We start from the raw sequence: 20,398 nt of genomic DNA on the forward strand, positions 1-20,398 counted from the left end.
CGCGAGGGTGCTGAAGAGAGGGGAGCGAGGAGATGTTCGAGCGATTCACAGAGCGAGCCCGTAAGGTGATTATCCTGGCCAGGGAGGAGGCGATCCGCCTCGGACACAACTTCGTTGGCACTGAGCACCTGCTGCTCGGACTGATCCGTGAGGGCGATGGACTTGCGGTTGCGATTCTCAAAAAGCTGAACGTGAACATCTCCGCAGTGAAAGGCGAGATCGAGAAGATCGTCTCGGTCGGCTCGGAGTTCAGCCCGGCCGGCGAGATCCCCTTTACCCCGCAGGCGAAAAAGGTCCTGGAATATGCCATCTCTGAAGCCAGATCACTCGGACACAATTATATCGGCACTGAGCACCTGCTGCTCGGGTTGATCCGGGAGGGCGAAGGGATCGCCTCCCTGGTCCTGAGAGACTTCGGCGTCAGCGTGGCCGCGGCCAAGGCGCAGGCCCAGGAGTTACTGGGTGAGCAGGCCTCCAAGCCCACGACCTCGACCAGGACACCCGCGCTGGATGAGTTCGGTGTGGACCTGACCGCGATGGCGCGCCAGGACAGGCTGGATCCCGTCATCGGCCGTGAGACGGAGATCGAGCGAGTCATCCAGATTCTCTCGCGTCGGACAAAGAACAACCCGGTCCTGATCGGGGAGGCCGGCGTGGGGAAGACCGCCATTGTGGAAGGGCTTGCCCAACGGATCGTGGCCAGCAACGTACCCGAGACCCTCCTCAGAAAGCGGGTCGTCCAGCTTGACCTCGCCGGCATGGTGGCCGGGACCAAGTATCGCGGTCAGTTCGAGGAGCGGCTGAAGGCCGTCGTCAAGGAGATTCAACAGACACAGTCTATTATCCTGTTTATCGATGAGTTGCACACGTTGGTGGGCGCCGGCGCCGCAGAGGGCGCGATCGACGCGTCCAGCATGTTGAAGCCGGCGCTTGCGCGCGGGGAGTTGCAGTGCATCGGTGCGACCACACTCGACGAGTATCGCCGTCACATTGAGAAGGACCGGGCGCTGGAGCGGCGGTTCCAGGCGGTCCAGATCGGGCCGCCGAGCGTGGAGGAGACGATTCGGATCCTCCGGGAGATTAAGGATCGCTATGAGGCGCATCACTGTGCGGTCATCACCGACGAGGCCGTCACGGCCGCTGCGCGTCTGTCTCAGCGCTACATCGCCGACCGCTTTCTGCCTGATAAGGCCATTGATGTCATCGACGAGGCCGGCTCACGGGCGCGGCTGAAAACCCTGATGTTGCCACAGGATCTCCGCGAGATGGAGAATGAAGTTGAGCGCCTCCGGGCCCAGAAGGAAGACGCGATCCGAACCCAGGCCTTTGAGGTTGCGGCTAGGCTCCGGGATTCTGAGCGCAAGCTCCGGGCCGAGTTGGAAGAGAAAAAGGCTCACTGGAAGGAGTCCAGGGCGAAGGAGAAGACCGTTGTCACGGCTGAGGAGGTCGCCTACATCGTCTCCAAGTGGACAGGTATTCCGCTGTACCAGATTGAGGAAGAGGAATCAGCCAAGCTGATCCGGATGGAGCAGGATCTGGCCAAGCGGGTGGTAGGGCAGACCGAGGCCATCGAGAGCGTAAGTCGCGCGATTCGCCGTTCGCGGGCCGGGATTAAGAACCCGAGCCGTCCCGTCGGATCGTTCATCTTCCTGGGGCCGACCGGCGTGGGGAAGACCGAGCTGGCCAAGGCGCTGGCGGAATTTCTGTTCGGAACGGAGGACGCGCTGATACGCGTCGATATGTCGGAGTACATGGAGCGGTTCTCTACCTCCCGTCTCATTGGCGCCCCTCCGGGGTATATTGGGTACGACGATTCTGGCCAGCTCACCGAAAAGGTTCGGCGTCGACCGTTTTCTGTCATCCTCCTAGACGAGATAGAAAAAGCCCACCCGGAGGTATTCAATCTACTCCTCCAGATCTTTGAGGATGGTCGCCTGACCGACAGCTATGGCCGCATTGTTGACTTTAAGAACACCATACTGATCATGACGAGCAACATCGGCGCCCGTCAGATCGGTCTCCACGCTGCCATGGGCTTTGCCAAGGGCGGTAGCGAGGCGGTGACATACGATAAGATGAAGGACACCGTCCTTGGCGAACTGAAGCGAGCCTTCAATCCGGAACTGCTGAACCGGATCGATGAGGTGATTGTCTTCCACCAGTTGAGCAAAGACGAACTATGCAAGATCGTGGATCTGATGCTTGCCCGCCTCCAGCTTCAGCTTGGTGAGCGCAAGATTTCGCTTGCGGTCGATGAGAGCGCGAAAGATTTTCTGATCAATCGAGGATTCGACCCAACCCTTGGCGCCAGGCCGTTGCGCCGTGCCATCCAGCGCTACGTGGAGGATCGATTGGCTGAAGAGGTCTTGAAAGGGCGATTTGCAGAAGGCGCTACCCTCAGGGTGAAACTGGAGGGTGACGCTTTGACATTCGAAGAGATCGGTCTCCTCGAAGCCCCTAAATAGTCTCACCTGTCCGCACCCCATCTCTTCATTATTACAGCCCGTCTGAGCGAGTTTCTCCTTGCGTTTTCGCGGCAAAGGTGGTAAAGTTCACCCGTTTAATTTGACCGCAGGTATCCCGTCCAGAATCGAGGAGTGATAGCGTTCAGTGCAACTCTTCGCAAATAGCGTAAAGGTTCTCGCCGCCGGTTCTCTCTTTCTCTTTTTGGTCTTGGCGTTCGGCAAAGCTTACGGCCAGGAACAGACACAGGTCAAACAACTCGATATCAAGGGAAGCCGAAAGATCGACGAGGCTACGATCCGGTTCAAGCTTAAGACCAGGGTTGGAGAGCCGTTCTCTCTGGAAAAGATCAGGGAGGATGTTAAAACCGTCTACCGGTTAGGCTTCTATGACGATGTCGCTGTGGATGCCGAAGTCTTTGAGGGGGGCCTGAAGATTACCTTCATCCTCACAGAAAAGCCGACCATTCGGGAAGTAAAGATACGAGGTAATAAACAGATTGGTACGGAGAAGATCAAAGAGAAACTCACGCTGGCTGAAGGCGGAGTGTTCAACCCTCAAGCCGTGACGGCGAATGCGGAAAAGGTCCGGTTGTTTTATGAAGAAGAGGGATATTACCAGGCAAAGGTCCTCCCACAGGTAGACAAAACCCCGGAGGGAGACATTGCGATCGCCTACGAGATCAAAGAAGGGGAGAAGTTTGAGATTTCTACTATTCGGATCCTTGGGGCCAAAGGGTTAAGCGAAGAGGAGATCAAGCTGCGCATGGCCACCAGGGAGCTGCTCTTGTTCTTCTTTTTTGGGACGCTGAAACGTGATGAACTGCAACGCGACCTGGATCGGATCAAGGCGTTCTACCTAGATAACGGCTATCTTGATATTAAAGTGGGGGAGCCGGAGATCCGGGCGATCGAGGCAAAGCAGAAGCTCGAGATCAGCGTGCGCGTAGAAGAGGGCCCACGGTATCGGGTCGGGGAGCTGCGGGTAACGGGCCACACCGTCTTTTCTACCGAGGAGGTATTGAAGCCGCTTCAGATCGCCAGGCAGGGTATCTTCAGTCGGGAGATACTCCAGCGGGACATACTGACCCTTACCGACCGGTATTCGGAGCGCGGCTATCTGTTTGCGGATATCGCCCCGACTATCAACACCGATCGAGAGAACCATATCGTGGATGTGGGCCTGGAGATCAGTGAAGGGAAGCAGGCCTTCCTGGAGCGGATTGAGATCTCAGGCAACACAAAGACCAGAGACAAAGTAGTCAGACGGGAGATCCCTCTGAACGAGGGCGACCTGTACAATAGCCGCCTGTTGGCGCGTGGTCGCCAGAATCTGAACAACCTTGGCTACTTTGAGGATGTCAAGATTGAGACCCGTCGGGGCACGGTTGAGGATCGGGTGGATATCGATGTCATGGTAAAGGAGAAGCCGACCGGCTCCTTCAGTATCGGAGGCGGCTTCAGCTCGATTGACGGGATCCTGGGTTCGGGCTCTATCACCCAAGATAACTTCCTCGGATTGGGCCAGCGAATCTCACTCTCAGGACAGCTCGGCGCAAGGGCAACTCGACTTGCCCTGAGCTTCTTCGATCCTCACATCCTGGACACCGAGACCTCACTGGACTTCTCGCTGTTCAACCAACGCCTGCTCTTCAACGAGCAGATCGGCTTTGATCAGGATACCAAGGGCGGATCGATCGCCTTTGGCCGGCGGCTCTACAAGGAGTTGTTCGGTACTCTGGGGTATCGGTGGGAGTCGGATCGGATCTTTAATCTCATCGCGAACGCGCCGACTCTGATTCAACGCCAGAAAGGGACGAGTACGACCGGACGGGTTTCGTTGGGTCTCGCGTTGAACCTTACGGACAATCGCCTCGATCCAACCAGAGGCTTCAACGGGGCTGCAACGGTCCAGATCGCCGGGACCTTTCTGGGCGGGGAGAACAAGTTCAATCGCTTCAACCTCGATCTGGGTTACTACCACCCAATGGTGTGGAAGCTGGTCGGTCATATCCGCGGGAACCTGATTGTCGCGGAGCCTTATGGCGGGAAAAGTCTGCCGGTTCAGGAACGAATCTATCTCGGTGGCACGACTACGGTTCGCGGGTTCCAGACCTTCCGCTTGAGCCCTAAGGAAACGGTGATAAACCCCGTGACCGGCACAACGACCGAGGAAAGGACCGGCGGCAACAAGGCCCTCTACTTCAACAACGAAGTAATGTTTCCCATCTATGAGCCGTTGGGCCTGAAGGGTCTGCTCTTTTTCGATGCGGGTAATGTCTGGAAAGAGGGGGAAAGTCTTTCGTTAGACTTGCGACCGACGGCAGGAGGCGGAGTTCGCGTTGCTACCCCTTTCGGTCTCGTGCGGGTTGAGTGGGGCCTCAACCTGGATAAGAAGCCAGGAGAGTCCAGTAGCGCCGTGCACTTGACGGTCGGGTCGACATTTTAGCACCAGGAGGAACAAAACGTATGGCGCGATCGATGTGCGGTGGACGATGGTGGCTGTTCTGTGGGGCTGCGGTGGTAGTATTGATGGTATCCGTGAGCTGGGCCGCGGATCCCTCGACGAGGCTCGGGTTTGTAGACCTTCAGTTGGTCATCTCGCAGTCGAAAGAGGGGCAGGCTGCGATGAATACGGTGAAGGCGGAGGCGGCCGAGAAACAGAAAGAGATCAGCGCGAAAGAGGCCGAGATCAAGCAGATGGATGCGGATCTCCAGAAGCAGGCATCCGCCCTGAGTGATGCCGCAAAGAAGGATAGAGAGGAAGAGATTCGACGCAAGTTGCGTGATCTCAAGCGAGTGACCGAGGATTTCAACCGTGACTTGGCCAAGCGGGAAAGCGAGATGGTGAACGATCTGCTCCGAGATCTCACGGTTGTGATTCGGGACTATGGCAAAGAAAAAGGGTTTACCCTTATTGTTGAGAAAGGGCAGAGCGGTGTCATCTACGGTAACGATGCGGCCGACCTTACCAAAGAGATCCTGGAACGCTACAACACCCGTCGAACGAAAAAGTAGTTGTGGCAATGCAACTGCGGGAACTGGCCGAAAAACTGAGGTGTCGGCTGGTAGGTAACGGTGAGATCGAGGTCAATCGTCTCGCTCCACTGCACGAGGCGGGCGAGGGAGACTTGGCCTTTGTCGCGAACGCCCGCGATTTGCCAAAGCTGGAAGCGAGCAAGGCCTCTGCCGTCATTGCACATGAGGGGAGCCCACCCTGCTCCAAGCCGGCGCTGCTGACGAACGATCCCTATCTCGCCTTTGTCCAAGCCCTCCGTCTTTTCTACACCCCGGACCGCCCAACTCGTGGCGTCCATCCATCCAGCATCGTGCAGGAGGGCGTATGTCTGGCAGAGGATGTCGCGATCGGGCCGCTTTCGGTCGTTGAGGCAGGCGTAACGATTGGCCAGAGAAGCATTGTGGGCGCCCAGGTCTATATCGGGAAGGGTACGCGTGTCGGCGTTGACTGTCGGTTCTACCCGCAGGTCATGATCCGGGACGGCGTCGAGATCGGCGATCGAGTGATTATCCACAGCGGAGCGGTAATCGGGAGCGATGGCTTCGGGTATCGCAAGGACGGACAGGGAGTCCGTATCAAGATCCCACAGGTGGGACGGGTGATTCTCGAGGATGATGTGGAAATCGGCGCTAACGTCACGATCGATCGGGCGACGATGGGGACGACGCGGATCAAGCGTGGGACTAAGATCGACAATCTGGTCCAGATCGCACATAACGTTGTCGTGGGAGCGGATACGGTGATCGCGGCCCTGAGCGGCATCTCCGGCAGTACCACGATCGGGGATCGGGTGACACTGGCCGGCCAGGTCGGGATTGCCGATCATGTCGAGATCGGCGATGATGTCACCGTGGGAGCGCAGGCTGGAGTCACCAAGAGCCTTCCGCCTGGGGGTGTCTTTCTGGGTTTTCCCGCCGTGCCACATCTCGAATTCAAGCGCAGCGTCGCCGCGGTAAATCGGATCCCTCAGCTCCTGATGGCCATCAAGCGCATTGAAGCGCGTCTAGCATCGTTAGAGGATACCATGAGGGAACGGAGGGAGGAGGCGCAGCCTTCTCAGCCAGCGTCCGAGGGGGGACCCCAGTGATCGATATTCGACAGATTCAGGAGATGCTTCCCCACCGCTATCCTTTCCTTCTGGTCGATCGAATCCTTGAGATCGAGCCCGGAAAGAGGGTAGTGGGGCTTAAGAACGTCACCATCAACGAGGCGTTCTTTCAGGGCCACTTTCCAGGGCAGCCGATTATGCCTGGCGTGCTGGTGATTGAGGCGATGGCGCAGGTCGGAGGGGTCCTGCTGATGCGGACGATGAACGTGAGCGCCGAAAAGAAACTCCTGTATTTTACCGGCATCGACCGGGCCAGGTTTCGCAGGCCTGTGCTGCCGGGTGATCAGGTGAGATTCGAGATCGAACTGCTTCAACTCAGGAGCCGCACCTGTCGAATGCACGCCAGAGCCTTCGTGCAGGACAAGCTGACTGCGGAGGCTGAGTTGACGTGTATGGTCGTTGACCGGGAAACGCCGAACCTGCCTCCAGGTGTTCCCGTCGTAATGGAAGAATAATGGTACGGATTCATCCGTCAGCGGTTGTTGCGCCGGAGGCTACGCTCGCATCGGACTGTACCATTGGCGCCTTTTCGGTCATCGGTCCTGATGTCACTGTGGGATCCGGGACCGTCATCGGCTCGCATACCCTTATCGAGGGGATCACAGAGATTGGGGAACGGTGTCAGATCTTCTCTCACGTCGTCCTTGGCGCGGCGCCCCAGATCTTCCAGGACAGAAGCGAGAAGACCAGACTGGTGATCAGCGATGAGACAGTCATCCGGGAGTTCGCCTCGGTCCATCGCGGCTCTTCGAAAGGCAGGGGTACCACGGTGCTGGGGCACCGGAATTACATCATGGCCTATGCGCACATCGCACACGATTGCCTCTTACGCGATGACGTCGTGGTCGCCAGCCAAGCTGGGCTGGCCGGCCACGTTGAGGTCGAAGATCGAGTAGTTATCGGCGGGCAGGCAGGGATCCATCAGTTCGTCCGTATCGGACAATATGCCATGGTTGGTGCCTGCTCCGCGGTACTGCAGGACATCCCGCCCTTTCTCAAGGCGCAGGGGAACCGGGCCAAGTGCTACGGTTTAAATACGGTCGGGCTTCGCCGCCATGGCGTCTGCCAGGAGACGATCCTTCGCCTCAAGCAAGCCTATCGATTGCTTTTCCTTTCCAACCTGAACACGTCCCAGGCCCTGGAGAGGATTGCGTCGGAGGTGAGCTCCTGTCCGGAGATCGAACACCTGATGCACTTCATCAAGTTATCGGCCAGAGGGATAGCACGATAAAAGCGTATAGCGTGCAGCGTCACGCCGCACGCAATAAACGCGATTCACCGCGAATCGGATTGTAATGGAACGTCTGGGGATTATAGCCGGCGGAGGCCCGCTTCCGGTCGTAGCGGCTCGGGAGGCGCGTATGCAGGGGTTCAAGGTTGTGGCGGTAGCTCTCGAAGAGGCTGCCTCTGCCGACCTGGCCAATGAGGTGGATGCGTTCTGTTGGGTGGGAGCCGGACAGCTTGGCCGGTTGATCGCAGCGCTGAAGCGTGAGAAGGTGACGGATGCTGTGATGCTCGGGAAGATCCCGCTCGACCTCATCTTCTCGCGCGTGAAGACCGATCTGGATGGCCTGCTATTCTATCTGAAGCTCAAAGATCGACGCGGCGATACGATCCTTGCGGGCGTAGGCGATCGGTTAATGCAGGAAGGGATTACCCTGCATGATTGCCGGCGGTATCTTTCTTCGGTGGTATTGCGGAAGGGGCTGCTGACGGCGCGAACGCCAAGTTCCTCGGAACAGCAAGATATCAGCTTTGGCAGAGAACTTGCCCGAACCATCGCGCAGTTGCGCATCGGCCAAACTGTCGTAGTGAAACGCCGCACTGTTCTTGCAATAGAGGCGATCGAGGGTACTGATGCCGCCATTCGCCGCGGCGGCCAACTCGGGAATGGGGGAGTGGTGGTCGTCAAGGTTGGGCGTCCCGACCAAGATATGCGCTTCGATCTTCCGGTCATCGGGTCGGAGACCATGGTGGCCCTTGAAGATGCGGGTGCGACCGCGCTGGCCCTGGATGCAGATCATACCTTGATGCTCGATCGGGAGAAGGTCGTGGCGGCTGCTAACCGGCTTGGCCTGGCGATTGTAGCAGATTAGCAGCAGGACGGCGATCGGCCATCAGCCATCAGCTAGAGCTGACGGCTGATGGCTGACAGCTTCCCCGATGAGGCTGATGAGAGGTGGGACGGATCTGGCATGAATAACGGAAAGCCAATTCGAGTCGGTGTGGTGGGTGTCGGCTATGTGGGACACCACCATGCCAGGATCTATTCGGAGCTTCAGGGCGTTGAACTGGTCGGGGTGGTCGATATTAACGAGACTCGCCTGCAGGAGTTGGGGGCGCGGTACCGGATCCAATTATGCCGCGATTATCGCGATCTGCTGGAACGTGTCGATGCCGTCAGCGTGGCGGTGCCGACCCTGCTGCACTATCCGATCGCCAAGGAATTTCTGGAGCATGGGGTAGACGTCCTGGTAGAGAAACCGATCGCGCAGTCCCTCGCGCAGGCCGACGAGCTGGTTGAAATTGCCGGGGTTGGCGATCGAATATTCCAGGTTGGTCATATCGAGCGATTCAACGGCGCGGTCAAGGCGCTCGAGACTATCGTGAGAAGTCCGGGTTTCATCGAATGCCACCGTCTTGGCCCTTTCGCCGACCGCAACACGGATGTTGATGTCGTTCTCGACTTGATGATCCATGACATTGATATCGTACTGAATCTGATCAAGTCGCCTGTCACCGCCGTCACGGCTGTCGGTGTTCCGGTGATCTCCGATCAGGTGGACATCGCGAATGCGCGACTCCAGTTTGAGTCGGGGTGTGTCGCGAACCTGACCGCCAGCCGGGTGAGCGTCGAGCGGGTCCGGCGGATACGCATCTTTCAGCGTGACACCTTCATCTCCCTTGACTACTCCCAGCAGGAGATTGAAGTCTATCATCGCATTCCGGGGGCGGATCCAGCCGCCGCAACCACCCCCACGATCGTGAAGGAAGATATTCCCATTGATAAAGCGGAGCCGCTTCGCGTCGAGCTTGAGAGCTTTGTCGAGTGCGTCCGAGCCAGAAAAAGACCTTTAGTTTCAGGAGAGGACGGTCGGGACGCCTTGAAAGTGGCCTCTCAGATTGTGGAGCGACTGTAGGCCAGATGCGAGATGGCCGAATTTTGATCGTCGCAGGGGAGACCTCAGGAGACCTGCATGCCGCCGATGTGGTTGCTGAGTTGCGGCGACGCGCTCCGCACCTGACTATAGAGGGAATTGGGGGAGATCGGATGCGCCAGGCGGGTGTCCGTCTTTATGCGCATGCAGACGATCTGGCGGTGGTCGGCCTCATCGAGGTTGCCGCCCGGCTCCCTGCTATCTGGCGGGCGTACCGGAGTATGATCCGGTACTTGCGCGACAGACGCCCTGATCTGGTGATCCTTGTGGACTTTCCGGATTTCAACCTGAAGCTCGCCCGCCGGGCATTTCGACTTGGCATCCCCGTCGTTTACTTCATCAGTCCGCAGGTGTGGGCTTGGCGTGCCGGCCGGGTACGGTCGATTGCGAAGTATATCCGACGCCTCCTGGTCATCTTTCCCTTTGAGGAAGGGTTCTATCGCGAAAGAGGGGTCGAGGCGTTGTATGTCGGTTACCCGCTTCTGGAGCGGTTGACATCTTCACCGTCAATGGATGAGGCGCGGCGCCGCCTGGAGTTGGATGGGGCGGCCCCAGTGTTGGGGCTCTTGCCGGGCAGTCGCGTGGGTGAGCTCACGCGGCATCTACCCCTTTTGCTCAGATCGATCAGGCCGCTGATGGTTGAGCTGCCTGATCTTCGCGTCATCATCGCTGCGGCCGACGGTCTTCCCCTCGACCTCATCGGATCCTATGTGAATCAAGCGGCTGTCCCGGTGAGAGTGGTACAGGGGCGGACCTATGAGGTCATGGCTGCCTCGGACCTGATCCTTGCGGCTTCTGGCACCGCGACCCTGGAGGCGGCCATCATCGGTACCCCGATGGTGATCGTGTATCGTCTCGCATTTCTCTCGTGGCTGCTGGGCCGTGTATTGATCAGGGTTCCGTACATCGGCATGGTGAATCTGGTGGCGGGAAGACGAGTTGTGCCTGAGCTGATCCAATTTCACGCGACGCCGGAGCGGATCGCTGATGAAGCGCGCCGGCTGCTCCTGTCGGCAGAGCAACGCCTCCGGATGCGGCAGGAACTCCAGCAGGTGCGTAATCGATTGGGGCCGCCGGGCGCCCTGGGTCGGACGGTAGATGCTATCCTTGAGTGCTTGCAGTCCGACGCTGGGGAGGAGATGGCGGTCCAGAGAGGGTAATGGGGAAGTCATCCTTTTCCCGAGCGGTCGCTGCGCTCAGGGAAGATCGCCGTATTCTGCGTATTGTCCCATGGCTTGCTGCGAGGCTCATGCAATGCCTCTTTCGACTGCTTCGTGTTATTCATGTGGGCCGTGCGTACCCGGAAAGCTGCTGGGCAAAGGGAGAGCGAATCATCGTGGTCTTCTGGCACGGCCGGCTCCTGATGATGCCCTTTGTCTATCCCGGGAAACCTGGAGCGCTCCTCGTCAGTCAGCATCGGGATGGGGAGTATTTCAGCAGAATTGCCACGATTCTCGGGTTCGAGGTGATTCGAGGCTCAGCAACACGGGGCGGCATGCGCGCCCTCAAGCAGATGATTCGCGCCATCAAAGGAGGGCTGAATCTGGTTGTCACCCCGGATGGCCCAAAGGGACCGCGAGCAAAGGTCAGACTCGGCGTCATCGAGGTAGCGAAGCTGACAGGGGCTCCCATTGTGCCGGTGAGCTTTAGCGCGTCGCGACGCCGATTCCTGAGGAGTTGGGACGCCTTCCTCGTGCCGGTTCCGTTCTCCCGCGCCGTGTATATCTGGGGAGAACCGATGTATGTTCCTCTGACGACGACCAAGGATGAGATGGCAAAGCATCAGGAAGCCCTCGAGGAGCGCCTCGATCTGCTCACGATGAAAGCCGACGATTACTTTAGGGCGGATCTGTAACTACCGGTACGTATGGCGTCTATTGCGTGTCTTGCGTCTCAGGCAGTGCCACAACAACGCAATCCACGCCGCACGCAATGAGCGCATATGTATTCTGCCTACTCCCTTCTGCTGACCATCGTTCTGCTTGCCTGGGCACCCTCTGTCCTTTTGAGGGCCCTTCGATACCCCCGCTACAGGGAAGGATGGCGGGAGCGTCTGGGTTGTTACCCTGAAGCCCTGGTCTCGCGGCTTCACGCGGTTCGACCTGTCTGGATACATGCCGTCTCGGTGGGGGAGGTCGGCGCTGCCTCCATCCTGGCTCATCTCTGGACAGCTCGACGGCCAGTGCTACCGCTTCTGGTCTCGACGGTAACCGGAACCGGACGAGAGGTTGCTAGACGAACGTTTCCGCAGGCGGCGGCAGTGGTGTACTTTCCGATCGATCTCCCGATGGCCGTTCATCGAACTCTGGCCACTGTGAGACCCCGACTCATCCTCCTGACGGAGACGGAAATCTGGCCAAATTTCCTCCACAAATGTGCTGCTTCGAAGGTTCCGGTTGCTATCATCAATGGTCGGATATCTGCGCGCTCGTTTGCACGCTACTGCCTCGTCCGACCCTTTATCCGCCGGATTCTTCAGTGCGTTGATCTCTTTTGTATGCAAACCGACACAGACGCCGAGCGGATTCTTGCGCTGGGCGCCAGTCCTGAGCGAGTGCATGTAGTGGGCAATCTCAAGTTCGATGCAGCCTCCCCCGCTGATGCCTCATCGCTTGCCGAGCAGTGGCGTCGGGAGCTTCACATCGAAGTCGAGCGGCCGGTTTTGGTGGCAGGAAGCACCCATGCAGGCGAGGAGGAGGTGTTGCTCCAGGTCTTTCGCCGTCTGCGCAGCGAGTTTCCGGATCTTCTGCTGATCCTGGCGCCACGTCATCCCGAGCGGGTGGCCCAGGTGGAGACGGTAGTGGTCGGCCAAGGACTCACCGCAGTGAGACGGAGCGCCTTCGCTCAAGAAAGGGATGGCGCAAAGGAGGTGATCCTCGTGGACACCGTCGGTGAGTTGTCGACGCTGTACGCGGTGGGGAGCATCAGCTTTGTCGGAGGGAGCCTCGTACCCAGAGGCGGCCACAACCTGCTTGAGCCGGCTCTGCACGGTTGCCCGGTTCTGTTCGGTCCCCATATGGAGAATTTCATTGAGGCGAGTGCGTACTTTGTCGAGCAGGGGGCGGCTATCCAGGTCGGCGATGCAGCGGACCTCAACCGACAGCTTGCCCGACTCCTGCGCGATCCTGCCGCCAGGGAGAAGATGGGTCAAGCGGCAATGGCAGCTTTAGCAGCCCATCAGGGCGCGTGCGAGCGGACAGTGGCCCTTCTGGAGCGGCTCGTGTTGTGAAAGGCATAGAAGCGCTCTCAGCCTGGACGCTGCACTGCATGGCGGAGGCATCGGAGCAATGGACCGCTCACGCCTGGCTGACGTGCTTACGTCCGGCTTCGCATGTGTATGGGGCAGTCGTCTCGCTTCGGGCCGCGCTCTTTGCGTCCGGCCTCGTGAGGAGCCGCCGACTTCCAGTTCCGGTGCTGAGCGTTGGAAACTTAAGTGTCGGCGGAAGCGGGAAGACCCCGTTCGTTGAGATGTTGGCCGCTCGGCTGCACGAGCGGGGCCAGCGGGTCGTCATCATTTTACGGGGGTATCGAGGTGGTTCGAAGAAGCCAACGATCGTCAGCGACGGCAAGAGGCTGCGGTGTGAGCCGCCGGTCGCCGCCGACGAGGCCTATCTGCTGGCTAGGCATCTGCCGGGCGTCGCTGTCTTGACCGGAGCCGACCGATACCGAGTTGGTGAGATTGCTCTTGAACAGGTGGACCCCAGCGTCATCATTCTGGATGACGGGTTTCAGCATCTCAGACTCTACCGCGATCTGGATATTGTTCTGGTTGATGCGGTCAATCCTCTTGGATACGGTCGGTTGTTGCCGTCGGGGTTGTTGCGGGAGCCGCCGGAGGCGTTCGGACGGGCCGATATCGTGGTCATCACCCACGCTGACGCCGTACACGACCTGGACGCCGCCATACTGGCAATCCGGCGGTATGCGCCGTCCACTCCGATTGCCCTGGCTGTCCATCGGCCTGTCAGTCTCATCGATGTCAGGAGCGGAGAACGCCTGGGCCTTGAACGTCTCACCGGCCAGCGGCTGTCGGCAGTCTCCGGTATTGCCAGTCCGAGCCGGTTTGAGGCCACCCTGATTCAGCTTGGGGGCTTCGTTGCGGCTCACCGTACCTTCCCCGATCACCATCGCTACAGCCCCGCTGATCTGGAGATCATCAACGAAGCGGTCAAAAATAGCGGTGCCTCCATGGTAGTCACCACAGAAAAGGATATGGTAAAATTGATGTGCTTGGACCTCGCAAAGGTGGGCGCACCGCTCTACGCCCTGTCGATCTCACTCGAATTGGTAGAAGGGGCGGAGGTGTTGGATGCCATGTTGAGCCGCCTGGTAAAACCGAGTGCCTCATGAAGCCCAAAACCAAGGACGGCGTTGCTGCCTACCTCGAATACCTCCTCGTGGCAGGACTCGCGAAGGGATTATTGTATCTGCCGTCTTCCATGGCCTACTCTGTAGGCGAGGGATTGGCGGCGCTCCTCTATCGCTTTGACAACAAACATCGGCTCATTGCCCAGGAGAACCTGTGTCGGGCCTTCAAAGACGAGCTTTCCGCTTCGGAGATTGCCGAACTCGCGCGCTCGTCCTTCATCAACCTCGGCCGAACCGTTGTTGAGACCTGTCGGATTCTCAAGATCGACCGGGAGAACTTTCGGCAATTCATCCGGATCGAAGGGTATGAGCACTTCCAGCAGGCCAAGCGTCGAGGGAAAGGGATTATTTACATCACCGCGCACCTGGGTTCATGGGAACTGCTTCCGCTCGCATCCGCCCTTATGGGGGAGCCGTTATCTATTGTGACGCGCCCTCTGGATAACCCATACCTTGATAGGACAATCAACCGGTTACGGGCCGTCCGGGGAACGAGGGTGTTAGCTAAGAAATTGGTGATGCCGGCGCTGGTGCAGGCGCTGCTTCGTGGGGAGAGCGTCGGGATCCTCATGGATCAAAACATCACCTGGAAAGAGGGGGTGTTTGTCGATTTCTTTGGTACGCCGGCCTGCACGGCTCTGGCGCCTGCACTGCTCGCCCTCAGAACCGACGCATCGGTGCTTCCCGCCGCCATCATGCGGTGCGGACGGGACCGGCATACCATTGTTGTGGAGAAAGAGATCCCCTTAATCAGGACAGGGCGTCTGAGGACAGACATCGTTGCCAACACCGCCTCCTTCACCAGGGCCATCGAGGCGTTCGTTCGTAGGGAGCCGGCCCAGTGGCTCTGGGTCCATCGAAGATGGAAAACGCAACCGCGTGCCACGTGCCGGATTCCGAATCTGGAATCAGGAATCGAACACCTGGAATCTAGCGTTGCGAGGCAAAACCCGACACAATGAGTGTAGCGACACTTCGTATCAGACGGACCTTCGAACCGGATCGGCTTCGATCCATCCTGGTCGCAAGTCCTAATTGGTTGGGCGACGCGGTCCTCGCTCTGCCTGCGCTCGCTAATCTTCGCCGCTCCTTTTCCGGCGCAAGAATCTCACTCCTCGTGCGCCCGTGGCTGAGCCAACTGTTTCGATCCTCGCCGTTTATCGACGAGCTCGTTGAGCTGCCACGCAAGGGTGAATTGATGTGGGCGGCGACAGCGCTGCGGCAACGAGACTATGAATTGGCCTTGCTTTTGCCGAACAGTTTTCGGACAGCGCTGATCAGTCGGCTGGCAGGAATTCCGCATCGGGTCGGGTATGTGGCCGATGGACGGGGGTCTCTTTTGACGGTTGGGGTATGTCCCGCTGGCGGGAAGGCGCTGCATCAGGCAGATTCCTACCTTGGCCTGCTTCGAGCGCTGAAGTGGGATGCGTGGTCGCGTCCGACAGGGTGTCTGCTTCCGCCTGGAAGCGACGCGGCAGCAGAGAAGTTGCTCACCGATTTGGGGCTCCCCTCTCACACACTGTTCATTGGCATGACCCCAGGCGCTGCCTATGGGACGGCAAAGCGTTGGCCGGCTGACCGGTTTGCCGCAGCCGCCGATCTTTTGATTGATCGTCTTGGAGCCACCATCCTGTTATTCGGTTCGCCGAGGGAAGCCTCGTTAACGCGAGCCATCCGCGAGCGGATGCGCAGAGTTGCCATTGACTTGGGCGGGCGGACGACGCTGACTGAATTGGCCGGCCTGATCAGTCGGTGCGCGACGCTCCTCACGAACGATACGGGGGCCATGCACCTGGCCTCCGCCTTGGGGATCCCGTGCGTCGCCCTGTTCGGCCCGACGGATCCTCGTCGCACAGGTCCTCTCGGCTCCGGACATCAGATTCTTCACGATTCGCCGGCCTGCAGTCCGTGTCGCTACCGCGACTGCCCGATCGACCATCGATGCATGCAGACGCTGGACGTGGAGAGGGTCGTGGCCGCGGTGGAGGCCCTTCTCATGCGGTCAACCTCTACCACCGACAAGACCGTCCGGCGGCGGCCCGCGGTCTTTCTGGACCGGGACGGTACGATCAATGTCGAGATAGGGTCGATCCAACGCCCGGACCTGATGAGACCGATTCCTGGAGCGGCAGAAGCGTTGAAACGTCTTGGCGAGGAAGGGTATCTGCGGATCGTGGTCAGCAACCAGGCGCGAGTGGCCCGAGGGGACGCAACGGAAGAGCTGGTTGAAGCGAATCAGCAGCAGCTCTTGCGACTGCTCGAAGCGGATGGGGGGGGAGTGGATGCCTTCTACTACTGCCCTCACCACCCTCGGGAAGGGCGCTTTCCTTACAGACGGGCCTGTCAGTGCCGCAAGCCTGCTCCCGGGTTGATTCAGCAGGCGGTCTTTGAGCAGCAGGTAGACATGGAGCGATCGTACGTCGTAGGGGATAAGGTGAGCGACATGCTGTTGGCGGATCGGTTGGGCCTCCCTTCGGTGTTGGTCCTGACCGGCTACGGACGCGAGTCATTGGATAGCCTTCATGCGGCGGGAGGTCCGATGCCTGCGCATACGGCTCAAGATCTGCTGGGCGCCACCGAGTGGATTGTGCAACAGAGCGGCCGAGGATGAGGAGCGCTGTATCTTCGAGCAGCGCTGTGCCGATGGAACAGGTGCAGCGCATCCTCATCATCAAGCCGAGTTCGATCGGCGATGTGGTGAATGCGCTCCCGTTCCTCAGCTCCCTCAGGCGGCGGTACCCTGATCGGTACATCGCATGGCTGGTGGAGGAGGAGGCGGCAGAGCTGCTGCTGGGCCATCCCTTGTTGGATCGGGTCATCGTGTCAGGTCGCAGACGATGGGGACGGGAGGTGCGGACCCCCTTCCGCGAGTCGAAGATGCTGCGAGAGATCGCTGCGCTCATCGCTGAGCTCCGCCAAGGTCGGTATGACCTCATTATCGATTTACAGGGACTGCTGAAAAGCGCTCTCATGGTGGTCTGTGCCGGCGCGCGATTTCGGGTCGGTCTCGCGGGGGCCCGCGAGGGGAGCGAGCGCGTGTTGACGCACGTGGTGCCGCTTCCACCCGGGCCGCTGCATGCCGTGGACCGATACCTGGAAGCCGCCAGGTTCTTGGGAGCAGACCCACTATCGAAGGCGTTCGTGTTTCCTTCCCGACCCGATGACGGAGCGAGGGCTGAGGCGCTCCTGGCTGAGGCAGAGGTGAAGCCGAATGCTTTAGTGGTCGCCCTGAATCCTCAGGCGCGTTGGCGGACGAAACTCTGGGAAGAGGAGCGGTTCGCGCGCGTGGGGGAACTGCTGGCGCGTCAGTATGGGGCTAGGATCCTTGTGATCGGGTCTTCCTCGGATCTTCCATTGGCCAGGCGTCTGGCAAGCCAGATGGACCCGGCCCCGTTCGTGGCGGCGGGTCGGACTGATCTCAAGGTCCTGATCGCCCTCCTAAGGCGGATCGACCTGCTGGTGACGGTCGATTCCGGTCCCATGCACGTGGCGGCAGCGCTCGGAACCCCCCTCGTTGCACTCTTCGGCCCAACCGATCCACGTCTCATCGGTCCCTACCGAGGCGACCTGTCTGCCGGTCAGGCAGGTGGGGTCGTACTCCGTGTTCCCCTGCCCTGCAGTCCCTGCTCAAAGCGACGGTGCCAGATCGAAGCGGATCGTTTGTGTATGCGCTCGATCTCTGTCGAGGAGGTGGCGGAAGCCGCCTCGGCGCTCCTCACTACAGGCCAAACATGTCGAACGGGCCGCGATCTCTTGTAGTCGAGATCGTGAGGGGCTGACGATGATTCGACGAGCAGCAGTAGCGGGCTCATTCTACTCTGGCGCCCCAGAGCGGTTGCGGGCGCAGGCGACCGATTTTATCCAATGGGATCTTCCCAAGGTGCGCGGCATCGGGGCGGTCGTTCCCCACGCGGGGCTTATCTACTCCGGGAAGGTGGCGGGATCGGTCTATGCCCGTCTCGCCTTTCCTGATGTCTTTGTAATCCTGGGGCCGAACCACACCGGCGTAGGGGCAGGAGTAGCGATTATGACCTACGGAAGATGGGAGACGCCCCTTGGACAGGCTCCTATCGACGCAGACCTGGCAAAGACCATCCTGCAGAATTCGCAGGCAATTGAGGAGGATCAGCTCGGGCATCAGCGCGAGCACTCGATTGAGGTCCAACTCCCTCTGCTCCAGGCGTTCGGTCTGCCCTTCTCCTTTGTGCCGATCTGCCTCTTCAGCAGTGAATATGCTGTCTGCCAGGATGTCGGGCTGGCGGTAGCCGAGGCAGTCGCGCGATCGGATCGATCGGTGCTGATAGTGGCCAGCACCGATATGAGCCATTACATCAGCCAGGACCAGGCTAAGGCAAAGGATCAACTGGCGATTGAAGCCATCCTGGCGTGCGACCCGGAGCGGTTGCATCGAGTCGTGAGACGGGAGGAGATTACCATGTGCGGATTTCACCCGACGACTGCCATGCTGATCGCGGCAAGAGAGCTTGGGGCCACCTCGGCCGAGTTGGTCGGCTACGCTACCTCTGCCGATGTCACCAAGGACGACTCCAGGGTGGTCGGGTATGCCGGACTGATTGTGAGATGAGTATAGAGTTACGGCTCCACCCAGATTCGGCCATCCGGATCCTCGATGATTTCGCCGATCAGGGCTGTGGCGGGTGTCTCACGCTCCTGCAGGCGCTGAATCATGGCTGCAGTCCTGTTCTTCGGCACCGCGATCAGAAGGCCGCCGGAGGTCTGGGCGTCGCATAAGATAAGCTGGGCCTCTTGCCGAATCACCGGATCCCAGACGATGGCCCCTTGCAGTGATTCATAGTTCCGTCGCGTCCCGCCGGGACAGATCCCCTCCTGAATCAATGTCCAGGCCTCCGGGATGACGGGAACCTTTGAGAGCGACACCCTCGCTCCCACCTTGCTCCCCGCAGTCATCTCGTGGAGGTGGCCCAGCAGCCCAAAGCCTGTGACGTCCGTACACGCGTGCGCTCCCACCGCCACCATAGCCTCTGATGCGTCTTTATTCAGCGCGGCCATCAACGCGATGGCGCCATCGATGGCCGGCTGCGTAAGCTTGCTCCGCTTGATGGCCGTAGTGATAATCCCCAGGCCAATTGGCTTAGTTAGCACCAGATCATCCCCGATGAGAGCGGTCGAGTTTTTGAAGATCTTTGTCGGGTCGATCAGTCCGGTCACGACGAGGCCATATTTTGGCTCCGGGTCGTCGATGCTGTGCCCTCCAATGATGGAGGCGCCGGCCTCACGAACCTTGTCGGCGCCGCCACGAAGGATCTCCCCTAGGATCTTCAGTGATAGCGACCCGACTGGAAAACCGATGATATTCAGGGCGAACAATGGAGTGGCGCCCATGGCATAGATGTCGCTTAGAGAGTTCGCGGCGGCGATCAGACCGCAACTATACGGGTCATCCACCACGGGGGTGATATAGTCCACCGTCTGGACGATGGCCTGCCCGTTGTCCAGTTGATACACAGCGGCATCGTCTGAGGTCTCGGTCCCCACAAGAATGTTGGGGTCGTTAAACTTGGGAAGCTGGCCCAGCACCTGGGCCAGATCAGCGGGGCTGATCTTGCACGCTCAGCCCGCTCCATGCGACAAGGACGTGAGCCGCACCTGTTGAGCACTCATCATTGAGCTCCTCAAGGCACTACTGGAAGGTTTCCGGCCCGCAGGCCGAATGATCCTTTTTCTCTGTCGCTCCGTTCGCAGGCTGCATTCCTCCTGGTCGTATGAAACGCTGGATCGCTACGGCGCTAAGAAGTCCGATCAGGACTCCCCAGAGCGCTCCGCCCAGGACGTCGAACGGATAATGCGAGCCGAGATAGATCCGAGAATACCCAACCAGAACAGCTGCCGGGAAACAGAGCAACCCTACTCGTAAGTGATTATAGGAGAGAAATGTAGCCAAGGCAAACATGTTGCTGGCGTGGTTGGAGGGAAAGGAGAATGAACGGATACGCAAGCAGGCAGTCGCGTTGAGGACGCCACATGGTCTGATTCGTTGAAATAGATCTTTCAGGAGCTGACTGGTTGTATCGGTGAGTAGAATCACCGCGATGGCGGAAATGACTATGATGCGATCTCGTTTCGGACGGAAGAGCAATACGTAAACCAGTAGGGCGCCAACCGGGATGGCGAAGTTCCATTTGTTGCTGACGAGCGGCATCAGGAGATCGAAGACTCGGTTCCGTAGGCTTCCGTTAATCAGGTGGAATCCGGCTTCATCCCACTCGCGCAGTCTTTCGAGCCACGGCAAAACAGACATGGT

General features: G+C 59.2%; 18 protein-coding genes. 16 read left to right on the forward strand and 2 right to left on the reverse strand.

Annotated features, from left to right (window positions below; translation table 11 throughout):
* Positions 1-32 precede the first annotated feature (32 nt).
* The 16 genes from PHV01_RS02320 (at position 33) to amrB (ending at position 18,700) form a co-directional block, all read left to right on the forward strand.
* Positions 33-2,465, forward strand: coding sequence for an ATP-dependent Clp protease ATP-binding subunit (locus tag PHV01_RS02320; protein WP_337289534.1), 2,433 nt, complete (start codon positions 33-35; stop codon positions 2,463-2,465).
* Between the two features lie 145 nt (positions 2,466-2,610).
* A complete protein-coding gene (bamA, locus tag PHV01_RS02325; RefSeq protein WP_337289535.1) occupies positions 2,611-4,911 on the forward strand; it encodes an outer membrane protein assembly factor BamA in 2,301 nt (766 codons plus the stop codon).
* A 20-nt stretch (positions 4,912-4,931) separates the two neighbouring features.
* Positions 4,932-5,480 carry an OmpH family outer membrane protein gene (locus PHV01_RS02330; protein WP_337289536.1) on the forward strand — a complete coding sequence of 183 codons (549 nt, stop codon included), beginning with the start codon at positions 4,932-4,934 and terminating at the stop codon, positions 5,478-5,480.
* 8 nt (positions 5,481-5,488) lie between these two features.
* A complete protein-coding gene (gene lpxD, locus PHV01_RS02335; RefSeq protein WP_337289591.1) occupies positions 5,489-6,568 on the forward strand; it encodes a UDP-3-O-(3-hydroxymyristoyl)glucosamine N-acyltransferase in 1,080 nt (359 codons plus the stop codon).
* Positions 6,565-7,044: a 3-hydroxyacyl-ACP dehydratase FabZ gene (fabZ, locus tag PHV01_RS02340; RefSeq protein WP_337289537.1), complete on the forward strand. Its 480-nt coding sequence runs from the start codon at positions 6,565-6,567 to the stop codon at positions 7,042-7,044. The genes lpxD and fabZ overlap by 4 nt, the downstream gene beginning before the upstream one ends.
* On the forward strand, positions 7,044-7,820 hold the full coding sequence (lpxA, locus tag PHV01_RS02345) for an acyl-ACP--UDP-N-acetylglucosamine O-acyltransferase (RefSeq protein ID WP_337289538.1): 777 nt from the start codon (positions 7,044-7,046) through the stop codon (positions 7,818-7,820). The genes fabZ and lpxA overlap by 1 nt, the downstream gene beginning before the upstream one ends.
* Before the next feature lie 64 nt (positions 7,821-7,884).
* Positions 7,885-8,685 carry a UDP-2,3-diacylglucosamine diphosphatase LpxI gene (gene lpxI, locus PHV01_RS02350; RefSeq protein WP_337289539.1) on the forward strand — a complete coding sequence of 267 codons (801 nt, stop codon included), beginning with the start codon at positions 7,885-7,887 and terminating at the stop codon, positions 8,683-8,685.
* A 99-nt stretch (positions 8,686-8,784) separates the two neighbouring features.
* Positions 8,785-9,729, forward strand: a complete 945-nt coding sequence (locus PHV01_RS02355; RefSeq protein WP_337289540.1) for a Gfo/Idh/MocA family oxidoreductase — start codon at positions 8,785-8,787, stop codon at positions 9,727-9,729.
* A gap of 5 nt (positions 9,730-9,734) precedes the next feature.
* Positions 9,735-10,907: a lipid-A-disaccharide synthase gene (lpxB, locus tag PHV01_RS02360; RefSeq protein WP_337289541.1), complete on the forward strand. Its 1,173-nt coding sequence runs from the start codon at positions 9,735-9,737 to the stop codon at positions 10,905-10,907.
* The gene (locus PHV01_RS02365; RefSeq protein WP_337289542.1) at positions 10,907-11,602 is read left to right on the forward strand and encodes a lysophospholipid acyltransferase family protein; all 696 of its coding nucleotides are present in this window, start codon (positions 10,907-10,909) and stop codon (positions 11,600-11,602) included. The genes lpxB and PHV01_RS02365 overlap by 1 nt, the downstream gene beginning before the upstream one ends.
* An 87-nt stretch (positions 11,603-11,689) precedes the next feature.
* Positions 11,690-12,976, forward strand: coding sequence for a 3-deoxy-D-manno-octulosonic acid transferase (locus PHV01_RS02370; RefSeq protein WP_337289543.1), 1,287 nt, complete (start codon positions 11,690-11,692; stop codon positions 12,974-12,976).
* The gene (lpxK, locus tag PHV01_RS02375) at positions 12,973-14,097 is read left to right on the forward strand and encodes a tetraacyldisaccharide 4'-kinase (RefSeq protein WP_337289544.1); all 1,125 of its coding nucleotides are present in this window, start codon (positions 12,973-12,975) and stop codon (positions 14,095-14,097) included. The genes PHV01_RS02370 and lpxK overlap by 4 nt, the downstream gene beginning before the upstream one ends.
* Entirely contained in the window at positions 14,094-15,077 is a 984-nt protein-coding gene (locus tag PHV01_RS02380; RefSeq protein WP_337289545.1) for a lysophospholipid acyltransferase family protein, read from the forward strand. Before lpxK ends, PHV01_RS02380 begins: the two co-directional genes overlap by 4 nt.
* Positions 15,074-16,726 carry a lipopolysaccharide heptosyltransferase II gene (waaF, locus tag PHV01_RS02385; protein ID WP_337289546.1) on the forward strand — a complete coding sequence of 551 codons (1,653 nt, stop codon included), beginning with the start codon at positions 15,074-15,076 and terminating at the stop codon, positions 16,724-16,726. Before PHV01_RS02380 ends, waaF begins: the two co-directional genes overlap by 4 nt.
* A 32-nt stretch (positions 16,727-16,758) precedes the next feature.
* The gene (locus PHV01_RS02390; RefSeq protein WP_337289547.1) at positions 16,759-17,874 is read left to right on the forward strand and encodes a glycosyltransferase family 9 protein; all 1,116 of its coding nucleotides are present in this window, start codon (positions 16,759-16,761) and stop codon (positions 17,872-17,874) included.
* Between the two features lie 22 nt (positions 17,875-17,896).
* Positions 17,897-18,700: an AmmeMemoRadiSam system protein B gene (gene amrB / locus PHV01_RS02395; RefSeq protein WP_337289548.1), complete on the forward strand. Its 804-nt coding sequence runs from the start codon at positions 17,897-17,899 to the stop codon at positions 18,698-18,700.
* A gap of 8 nt (positions 18,701-18,708) precedes the next feature.
* Here amrB and selD read toward each other — a convergent pair whose 3' ends face one another.
* Positions 18,709-19,761, reverse strand: coding sequence for a selenide, water dikinase SelD (gene selD / locus PHV01_RS02400; protein WP_337289549.1), 1,053 nt, complete (start codon positions 19,759-19,761; stop codon positions 18,709-18,711).
* A gap of 16 nt (positions 19,762-19,777) precedes the next feature.
* Positions 19,778-20,395 (reverse strand): phosphatase PAP2 family protein, encoded by a 618-nt coding sequence (locus PHV01_RS02405; protein WP_337289550.1) that lies wholly within the window; start codon positions 20,393-20,395, stop codon positions 19,778-19,780.
* Between the last annotated feature and the right edge of the window lie 3 nt (positions 20,396-20,398).

Source organism: Candidatus Methylomirabilis sp., from assembly GCF_028716865.1.
GTDB lineage: Bacteria > Methylomirabilota > Methylomirabilia > Methylomirabilales > Methylomirabilaceae > Methylomirabilis.

What these genes read in the sequence shown, in the direction of transcription:
- PHV01_RS02320 (WP_337289534.1), top strand. Translation starts at nt 33, where the DNA reads ATGTTCGAGCGATTCACAGAGCGAGCCCGTAAGGTGATTATCCTGGCC.
- PHV01_RS02330 (WP_337289536.1), top strand. Translation starts at nt 4,932, where the DNA reads ATGGCGCGATCGATGTGCGGTGGACGATGGTGGCTGTTCTGTGGGGCT.
- lpxD (WP_337289591.1), top strand. Translation starts at nt 5,489, where the DNA reads ATGCAACTGCGGGAACTGGCCGAAAAACTGAGGTGTCGGCTGGTAGGT.
- lpxA (WP_337289538.1), top strand. Translation starts at nt 7,044, where the DNA reads ATGGTACGGATTCATCCGTCAGCGGTTGTTGCGCCGGAGGCTACGCTC.
- lpxI (WP_337289539.1), top strand. Translation starts at nt 7,885, where the DNA reads ATGGAACGTCTGGGGATTATAGCCGGCGGAGGCCCGCTTCCGGTCGTA.
- PHV01_RS02355 (WP_337289540.1), top strand. Translation starts at nt 8,785, where the DNA reads ATGAATAACGGAAAGCCAATTCGAGTCGGTGTGGTGGGTGTCGGCTAT.
- lpxB (WP_337289541.1), top strand. Translation starts at nt 9,735, where the DNA reads ATGCGAGATGGCCGAATTTTGATCGTCGCAGGGGAGACCTCAGGAGAC.
- PHV01_RS02365 (WP_337289542.1), top strand. Translation starts at nt 10,907, where the DNA reads ATGGGGAAGTCATCCTTTTCCCGAGCGGTCGCTGCGCTCAGGGAAGAT.
- PHV01_RS02370 (WP_337289543.1), top strand. Translation starts at nt 11,690, where the DNA reads ATGTATTCTGCCTACTCCCTTCTGCTGACCATCGTTCTGCTTGCCTGG.
- PHV01_RS02380 (WP_337289545.1), top strand. Translation starts at nt 14,094, where the DNA reads ATGAAGCCCAAAACCAAGGACGGCGTTGCTGCCTACCTCGAATACCTC.
- waaF (WP_337289546.1), top strand. Translation starts at nt 15,074, where the DNA reads ATGAGTGTAGCGACACTTCGTATCAGACGGACCTTCGAACCGGATCGG.
- PHV01_RS02390 (WP_337289547.1), top strand. Translation starts at nt 16,759, where the DNA reads ATGGAACAGGTGCAGCGCATCCTCATCATCAAGCCGAGTTCGATCGGC.
- amrB (WP_337289548.1), top strand. Translation starts at nt 17,897, where the DNA reads ATGATTCGACGAGCAGCAGTAGCGGGCTCATTCTACTCTGGCGCCCCA.
- PHV01_RS02405 (WP_337289550.1), bottom strand. Translation starts at nt 20,395, where the DNA reads ATGTCTGTTTTGCCGTGGCTCGAAAGACTGCGCGAGTGGGATGAAGCC.